The organism is Thioalkalivibrio sp. ALE28, from assembly GCF_000377425.1.
Classification (GTDB): Bacteria; Pseudomonadota; Gammaproteobacteria; order Ectothiorhodospirales; family Ectothiorhodospiraceae; genus Thioalkalivibrio.
The window spans coordinates 82,693-90,533 of sequence record NZ_KB898105.1 but is presented as its reverse complement, the minus strand read 5'-3'; the positions used below and the strand labels follow the sequence as shown (position 1 = coordinate 90,533).

The 7,841-nt window shown below is 67.3% G+C and carries 7 protein-coding genes; 3 read left to right on the top strand and 4 right to left on the bottom strand.

All coding sequences use genetic code 11. The features are described 5' to 3' along the window. Both D105_RS0111980 and D105_RS15110 read right to left on the bottom strand, forming a co-directional pair. Window positions 1-539: GDP-mannose 4,6-dehydratase (locus D105_RS0111980; RefSeq protein WP_018878551.1), on the bottom strand; the 539-nt coding region annotated here is incomplete at its 3' end. Next, on the bottom strand, window positions 536-805 hold the full coding sequence (locus tag D105_RS15110; protein ID WP_155985249.1) for a hypothetical protein: 270 nt from the start codon (window positions 803-805) through the stop codon (window positions 536-538). The genes D105_RS15110 and D105_RS0111980, both read right to left, overlap by 4 nt. Before the next feature lie 116 nt (window positions 806-921). On the opposite strand from D105_RS15110, the gene D105_RS0111975 reads away from it, so the two are divergent. Genes D105_RS0111975 through D105_RS0111965 form a run of 3 tightly spaced genes read left to right on the top strand, consistent with a single transcriptional unit; the run spans window position 922 to window position 4,701 of the window. Further along, window positions 922-2,052, top strand: a complete 1,131-nt coding sequence (locus tag D105_RS0111975) for a polysaccharide export protein (RefSeq protein WP_018867565.1) — start codon at window positions 922-924, stop codon at window positions 2,050-2,052. Between the two features lie 2 nt (window positions 2,053-2,054). Then, the gene (locus tag D105_RS0111970; protein ID WP_018867564.1) at window positions 2,055-2,498 is read left to right on the top strand and encodes a low molecular weight protein-tyrosine-phosphatase; all 444 of its coding nucleotides are present in this window, start codon (window positions 2,055-2,057) and stop codon (window positions 2,496-2,498) included. A gap of 22 nt (window positions 2,499-2,520) precedes the next feature. Beyond that, entirely contained in the window at window positions 2,521-4,701 is a 2,181-nt protein-coding gene (locus D105_RS0111965; RefSeq protein WP_018878550.1) for a polysaccharide biosynthesis tyrosine autokinase, read from the top strand. Window positions 4,702-4,956: 255 nt separating this feature from the next. Here D105_RS0111965 and D105_RS0111960 read toward each other — a convergent pair whose 3' ends face one another. Together D105_RS0111960 and D105_RS0111955 are read right to left on the bottom strand one after the other, a co-directional pair. After that, window positions 4,957-7,068, bottom strand: coding sequence for a YjbH domain-containing protein (locus tag D105_RS0111960; RefSeq protein WP_018878549.1), 2,112 nt, complete (start codon window positions 7,066-7,068; stop codon window positions 4,957-4,959). Further along, on the bottom strand, window positions 7,065-7,829 hold the full coding sequence (locus D105_RS0111955) for a capsule biosynthesis GfcC family protein (RefSeq protein WP_018878548.1): 765 nt from the start codon (window positions 7,827-7,829) through the stop codon (window positions 7,065-7,067). Before D105_RS0111955 ends, D105_RS0111960 begins: the two co-directional genes overlap by 4 nt. Window positions 7,830-7,841: the final 12 nt, after the last annotated feature.

The window sequence follows — 7,841 nt, the reverse complement described above, 5'->3', positions numbered from 1 at the left end:
CCCGTCACCGGCAGGTCGTAGAGGTGGCTGTAGGTGTGCGCCATCAGCTCGTTGGCCTTCTTGCTCGCGGCGTAGAGCGACAGCGGGTGGTCGACGTTGTCATGCACCGAGAACGGCATGGTGGTGTTGGCGCCGTAGACGGAGCTGGAGCTGGCGTAGACCAGGTGCTCCACGCCGTTGTGGCGGCAGCCCTCCAGGATGTTGCCGAAGCCGACCAGGTTGGTGTCGACATAGGCCGCCGGGTTCTCCAGCGAGTAGCGCACCCCGGCCTGGGCCGCCAGGTTTACCACCCGCTGCGGACGGTGCTCGCGGAATACCCGCTCCATCGCGGCACGGTCGGCGATGTCCTGCTGCTCGAACACGAAGTGCTGGCGGGCGGCCGGCAGGGCGCGGATGCGGTCCAGACGCGCCCGCTTCAGGCCCGGGTCGTAGTAGTCATTCAGGTTGTCGACACCGATCACGGTGTCGCCGCGTTCCAGCAGGCGCAGGGCCAGGTGGGAGCCGATAAAGCCGGCTGCTCCGGTGATCAGGACTTTCATGTCGCCTCTACCTCGATGAATGGCGGCCGTTCGCGGCCCTCCGGCAGCGCTGCGAATGCGGCGTGACGGAGGTCCGGGACAGTCGCGCATGGACGGAACGCGATGGATTCAAGCACCGCCGTTCGCGGGCCCGCAACGCCGTTTCCGGGAAACGTGAGGTCGATCCGTCGAAGCTGTGAACGGGCCCGTAAGTTTCGGATCCGGGCGTTGTCGAGGCAGGGGGAGACGCCGATATTCTGCGCCAGTTCGGCGACGATCCGGGTCATTCGTGACACGGTTGGCACCATCCGCTAGAGGGTGCGCACGCGCTCGCCATGACGAATCAAGCCGCGCGACTGGTTGCACCACGGGTGCTGCGGCAACGCGATAAAGAGGACGATCCATGAACGAGAAACCCGCCGTACGCTGGGCCCTGGCGCTGGTCATGGGGATGACCCTGGGCGGCTGTGCCTGGGCCCCGGGTGGGCATATCTCCGAGCGCAGTTCCAGCGCCCCGATCGAGGACCTGGTGGATATTGAACCGATCACGTTCGGGCTGATTCGGGCACAGGAGGGACGCTCGGTGCCCCCGGATCTGCGCCGCGTGAGCGACGAGCTGGCACAAGATGTCGACGCGTACGACTACCGCGTGGGTCGGGGCGATGTGCTGGCGATCATCGTCTACGAGCACCCGGAGCTGACCATCCCGGCCGGGAGCGAGCGCTCCGCCGTGGAATCGGGCAACACCGTGCATTCGGACGGCACGATCTTCTATCCGTACATCGGCCGGGTGCATGTCGAGGGGCGCACGGTCGCGGAGGTCCGCGACCTCATTGCGCGTGATTTGGCGGCATTCGTGAACGAGCCCCAGGTCGAGGTTCGCGTGGCCGCATTCAACTCGCAGAACGTGCGGGTGACCGGCGAGGTGCGCGAGCCCGGTGTACAGCCCGTCACCAATGTCCCGCAGACCGTCCTCGATGCGATTCAGCATGCCGGTGGGCTGGCGGACTCGGCTAACTGGCACGAGGTCATCCTGACCCGCGACGGGGAGGAGATCGTCATCTCGCTGTACGACATGCTGCGCCATGGGGACATGTCGCAGAACCGGCTGCTGCGTGACGGCGATGTCCTGCACATTCCGGATACCGCGGGCCAGCAGGTCTACGTGATGGGGGAGGTGGGCGATCCCCAGCGTCTGCCGCTGGGGCGGGGCCAGGTCACCCTGATGGATGCCCTCAGCCAGGCCGGAGGATTTAACGAAACCCGCGCGGACGCCAGCGGGATCTTCGTGATCCGCCGGTCCCCCCCGGACAGCGACAAGCTCGCCACCGTGTATCAGCTGGATGCACGCAATGCCTCGGCCCTGATGCTGGGTGCCGAGTTCGAGCTCGAGCCGCTGGACATCGTCTACGTCACGACCACGCCGCTCGGGCGCTGGAACCGCGTGATCAGCCAGCTCCTGCCCACCGTGAGCGCGGTCTATCAGGCGTCCCGTACCACGCGTGATGTTCGCAACCTCGGGGATGACCTCTAGCCATGTTCAATCGGATTCTGGTGGTTTGTACCGGCAATATCTGCCGCAGCCCGGTCGGCGAGGCCCTGCTGCGCGACCGGTTGCCCGCACGCGAGGTGGAATCGGCCGGCCTCGGGGCGGTGGTCGGGGAGGGCGTCCACCCCGAGGCCCGGCGTCTGGCCGAGGCCGATGGGCTGGATGTCGCCTCGCATGTGGCGCGACAGGTGGAGCCTGACTTCCTGCATCACGCCGACCTGGTACTGGTCATGAGCGAGAGGCAGCGTCAGGCGGTCGGGTCGCGCCACCCGGAGGTGCTGGGCAAGACCATGCGCTTCGGGCACTGGCTGGATGGGGGCGGGGGGCGCGATATCCCCGATCCCTACGGCAAGAGCCCCGAGGTCTTCGAGCAGACCCATGCCCTGCTCGTGGAAGCGGCCGAGGCCTGGGCACGCCGCCTCAATCGATGACTCTAGATACAGGTACATACCGATGACCCGGAATCATTCCCCCGGCACGCCGGAAGGCGAGCTGGACATTGGCCGGCTGCTGGGCCAGCTGCTCGACCACAAGTGGTGGATCCTGGCGATCACCGCGCTGTTCGCCGTCGCCGGCGCGGTGCACGCGATTTTGTCGACCCCGATCTACCGCGCCGATGCCCTGGTGCAGGTGGAGGACATGGGGCGTTTCAGCAGCCCCCTGGCGAACGTGCGCGAAATGCTGGGCCAGGAGCCCCGGGTCGAGGCCGAGCTGCAGATCCTGCGTTCGCGCATGGTGCTCGGGCGCGCGGTCGACCAGGAATCGCTGGATCTGGAGGTGACGCCCCAGCGCATGCCGGTAGTGGGCGACTATCTGGTGCGCCGCGGCATGGAGCGCCCCGCCTTCGCCGGCTCGAGCGTATGGGCCGGAGAATCGATTAATGTCGGCGAGTTCCGGGTGTCCCAGGCCTACGAGGGACAAACCTTCACGCTGGAGGTGCTGGACGGCGACCACTACCGGTTCCTGGGCGGTGATCGCGACCTGGGCGAGGGCCGCGTTGGCGAGGATGCGGAGTTTCTTGACGGGGCCGTGCGCCTGCGGGTGGCGGAACTGGACGCGGCCCCGGGGGCTCGCTTCGACATTCGGCGCCGTTCCCGCCTGGCCGCGATCAACGCCCTGCGGGCCCAGTTCGATGTCGGACAGCAGGGCCGCGAGAGCGGCGTGTTCAGTCTCGCCCTGACCGACCCGGATCCGGATCGGGCGCGCCGCATCCTGAACACCATCAACCAGATCTATCTGACACAGAACATTCAGCGCAAGGCCGCCGAGGCCGAGAAGAGCCTCGAGTTCCTGGAGGAGAAGGTCCCGGATGTCCGCGGGCAACTGCAGGAGGCCGAGGATGCCCTGAACGACTACCGGATGGAGCGGGACAGCGTGGACCTCTCGCAGGAGACCCGCACCGTGCTCGACCGGATCGTCAACCTCGAGCGCCAGCTGAACGAGCTGGAATTCGAGGAGGCCGAGATCTCCCGGCGCTACACGCCCAGCCATCCGACCTATGCGGCCCTGATCGAGAAACGCCAGAAACTGCAAAGCGAGCGCGACCGGCTGAACCAGGAGGTCGGGGCGCTCCCGGAGACCCAGCAACAGATCCTGCGGCTGAACCGCGATGTCGAGGTCAACCAGGACATCTATGTCCAGCTGCTCAATCGTATGCAGGAAATGGATATCGCCCGGGCCAGCACGGTTGGCAACGTGCGCATCCTCGATGACGCCCAGGCCGGGTTGTCGCCCGTGGAGCCCCAGCGGCGGATGATCGTGATGCTGTCCACGGTCTTCGGGGGGGGGCTGGCCATTGCGCTGGTCCTGGTGCGCGGGATGCTGAACCGCGGCGTCGAGTCGCAGGAAGAGATCGAGGGCATCGACCTGCCGGTGTATGCCAGCGTGCCGCGATCCCGGCAGCAGGAAAACCTGTTGCGTCGGGTCAAGCGGCGCCGCCAGCCGCGCGGCTATGAGGTGCCGGGGGGCGTGCTCGCCTCGATTGACCCCGCCGACGATGCGGTCGAGGCCCTGCGCGGCCTGCGCAGCAGCCTGCACTTCGCGATGCTCGAGGCGGCCAACAACCGACTGGTGATTACGGGGCCGAGCCCGGACGTGGGCAAGAGCTTCGTGTCCGTAAACCTCGCGGCGGTCTGTGCCCAGGCGGGCCAGCGGGTCCTGCTGGTGGATGCGGATCTGCGCAAGGGTCACGTGCACCACGCCTTCGGGCAGCGCAGCGACGGTGGGCTGTCGGAATACCTGGGCGAGCGCGAGTCGCTGGACGGCATCGTGCGTCGTACGGAGGTCGAGGGGCTGCATTACATCGCGCGCGGCAGCGCGCCCCCCAACCCCTCCGAGCTGTTAATGGGAGACCGTTTCAGCCGCCTGCTCGATCAGGTCAGCCGCGCCTATGACCTGGTGCTGATCGACACGCCGCCGATCCTGGCGGTGACCGACGCCGCCGTGGTGGCCCGCCAGTGCTCGACCACGCTGATGGTCGTGCGCTTCCAGCTGAACCCGCTGCGCGAGATCGACTCGGCCCGGCGCCGCCTGGAAGCGGCCGGTGTGGATGTGCGTGGGTGCATCCTGAACTCGATCGAGTACAAGGCCTCGACCAGTTACGGGTATGGCTATTACCACTACTCCTACAAGTAGCAGGCGGTAACCGCGCGCCCGGGCCCGAACGGGCCTCAAGCGGAGCTCCGGCACCTGCCGGGGCTTTTTGCTGGAGGGGGAGCGGAAGGAAGGCGGCGCGGTGGGGCGTGCACGTTCACCGGGTGCGCTATTCGAGCCGGTGCCGGGGTGCCCGCGACGGCCTATGTGTCGGCTGCCGCCGGGGGGCGTCGGTGTGCCGCGGTCCAGGGAAAAGGGCGATTCGCAGCCCGGGGACCCGAAGGGACGAACCCGGATCTAACGCCAGGTGGCGTCGGGGTCGTCCCAGTAGCGGCCGATCTGGCGTTCCTCGGTGATGTCGAACAGCTGATGGCGCCGGTTGAGGCGCGCGCCGCCGTCGCGGGTCAGCGGCTGCCAGGCGATGTTGGCCCGGTTGCGGCTGGAGGTGGAGAAGAACGAGTCGTATGGCACGGACAGGTACAGGCCCTTGTCGAAGCTGCCTTCCCCGAAGTCGTCGCCCGCGTCGGTGAATGTGGACCAGGCGCCGACCACTACGCCATTGTCGAACTCGCGCGAGAAGTCGAGGGTGGTCCCGATGTCGCCCGCGAGGTAGCGGCCTACGCTGACCCGCGCATGGATGTCCTGCACACCGGTGTCGAGGTAGGAAGTGACATGTCCGGTGACCTGTTCGTAGTCGCGCAGGCCGAACTGCTGGTCGAACGCGCGCTGGCGGACCCAGTTGGCATCCAGTCCGACGGCCCAGCGGCTGTTGAACGGTCGGTACAGGACCTCGCCACCGATGCCGGCGTACATGGTCTCCAGCAGGCCACCGTAACCCATGGCGTACCAGTCCTGGCCAAGGCGCTGGGTGTGGGTGGCCTGCAGATTGGAGATCCCCACATCCGTCTCGGCCAGGTAGTCGCCGATGTGTGTACGCACGCGGGGCAGTTCCGAATCGGCGATGTAGTCGTAGTTCTCCAGGTTGTCCAGCAACGTGGTGGACAGCATGGACGAGATCCAGGTGCCCTGGCTCAGGAAATAGCTGGCGTCGAGATAGGCCGAGAGGCGATAGAGATAGCCATCCGGTCCGCCGAAGTTCTGTTCCAGCGAGGGCCCCATGCCCCACTCGAAGCGGCGCGGTTCGGCCTCGTAAAGGACGTCGCCGCGTTCGTGGTCCGAGGGTTTGGAATCGCGTACCCGCACCCCGTGGCGGTAGTCGGTCTCGTGATCGGCCGAGGCCAGGGCGCGGCCAAAGGCCTCGCGATCGTGCAGGCTCTCGCGCAGATCGAGCCCGAGGGTCTGCCAGCGGTACTGGAAGGTATGAATGCCGGCGTCGGCCTGGGCCTCCAGCAGGCGATTGGCTCGGCCTTCGGACTGCTTCAGGTCGCGGAAACGGCTGGGCTGGCCGGTCACTCGGAGGGTGTCGCCGACCTGGCGAATCTCGGTCACGTGAATCCCGGCGTTGGCATTGAGGTCAGCCGCGACCGCATCCCAGTCGCGTCGCTCCAGATGGGCGGGTTCGACCGGGGCCGGGTCATCGGCCTTGGGCTGTGACAGCCGGGCCAGGTTGGTCGTGAAGTGCAGGCCGACCATGGCGGTATTGCCGCGTTCCCAGCCGGCGTGCAGCTCCACGTTGCGGGTCAGACGCAGGCGGGCGCCGAAGTTGAAACGCGAGTCCTGCTCCTGGGCATTGCTCTGGGGTTCGTGCTGATAGGTGTTGCCCTCGTACTCGACCTGCAGCAACAACCGGTCCCAGGGGGTCTGGTACTCCACCCCGCCGAAAACGGCGGCGGGCCCGCGGAACATCTGGTGTGTGGCGACCTGCCCGCCCTGTCCGCCGCCGGCGGACCGTGGGCGGGTGTCGAAGCTGTCGTGGATCCAGCCCAGCGGCGATTCGATGTCGCCATGGTTGCCCAGATAGCCCCAGCCAAGGCCCAGGGAGAAATCGAGATTATTCCAGCGCTTGTTCGCGACCAGGTACTCCCCGCCGAAAAGGGTGGTGCCGCCAAGGTCCTGGAAGCCGACGGCGATCTCCGGGATGTAGCGCGTCTCCTGCTTCAGGCGCAGCTTCAGGTCCGCCCCCTTGTCGATGTTGTAGCGGTCGTCGTCACCGGCCGCCAGATAGGGTCGGTTTTCCACCTGGACATAGCGGAACCCCAGTTCCATCCAGTCCATCGGCTGGACAAAGACGCTCCAGCGGCGATAGGGGAACGTCCGGTTCCAGCCCGCGGCGAAATGGCCGGCGTCGCCGGTGCGGGCGGTGGGCGTCTGCAGCAGGCCGATGCCGCCGGTATCGCGCTGGCCCTGTCCGAGTCCGAAGTCGTCGGCCTGGGCCGCGGGTATGCCCAGACCGATGAGTACGGCAACCACCAGGCTGCGGCGGCGCTGGGGGAGTGCGGGTGGATTCATGGCAGGGTCCGTAGGGTGCAGTCGTCACCCGGCAGGCGGGTGGCAAGAAAGCGGGGCAGGCGCTGGTTGAGGAGGTCGCCTTCCAGGGTTCCGCCCAGGTCGCGGATGTTGAGGTGTGCCATCACCCGGGTTCCCGGGGCGATCACGCTGTCTTCCCGGTTCCAGGGGGCGATCCCGAACACATGGACCTCCCCGAGCGGGGTCACCACGGCGGCGGTATCGGAGCCGCGAACGGCAGTGCGCGACGGTTGCCCCAGCAGGTCTTGCAGGGTCATGCCCGGCCGCCATTCGTAGCGCTGGACCCCCTCCATGGACCACAGCTCCACCCAGTCGGGTGGCTTGCAATAGCCGATGTGTGCCAGGTCGGCCGTGGCCGGCGCGTGGCGCAGGTTCGCCAGGAGCCAGGGCAGGTCGAGACGTTCCGCGCTGCGCGCCCTGGGTGCGGGCTCCATTGATTCGACAGTTCGGCTCCAGTCGTTGAGAGCGCGCGCCGTCTGCGGGCGTCCGGCGATATCCATGGTCTGTCCGATCAGTTCGATCTCGGCCAGCAGTCGCTTGCGCTCGTGGTCCACGGAACGTTTGTCGCGGCTGCGCAGGCCGAAGCTGTAGGCCCAGTCGATCGGTTCGGACCGCTCGCCCTGCCAGGCGACCCAGTGGTCGGGGAGGGGCGTCCCGGCCGGTGCCGTGTCGGCCTGGCCAGCCGCCGGGATCAGGACCAGCCCGCAAAGGACCGGCCAAAAAAGGCGCAATGGCTTCTGCATGAGGTCTCCAGC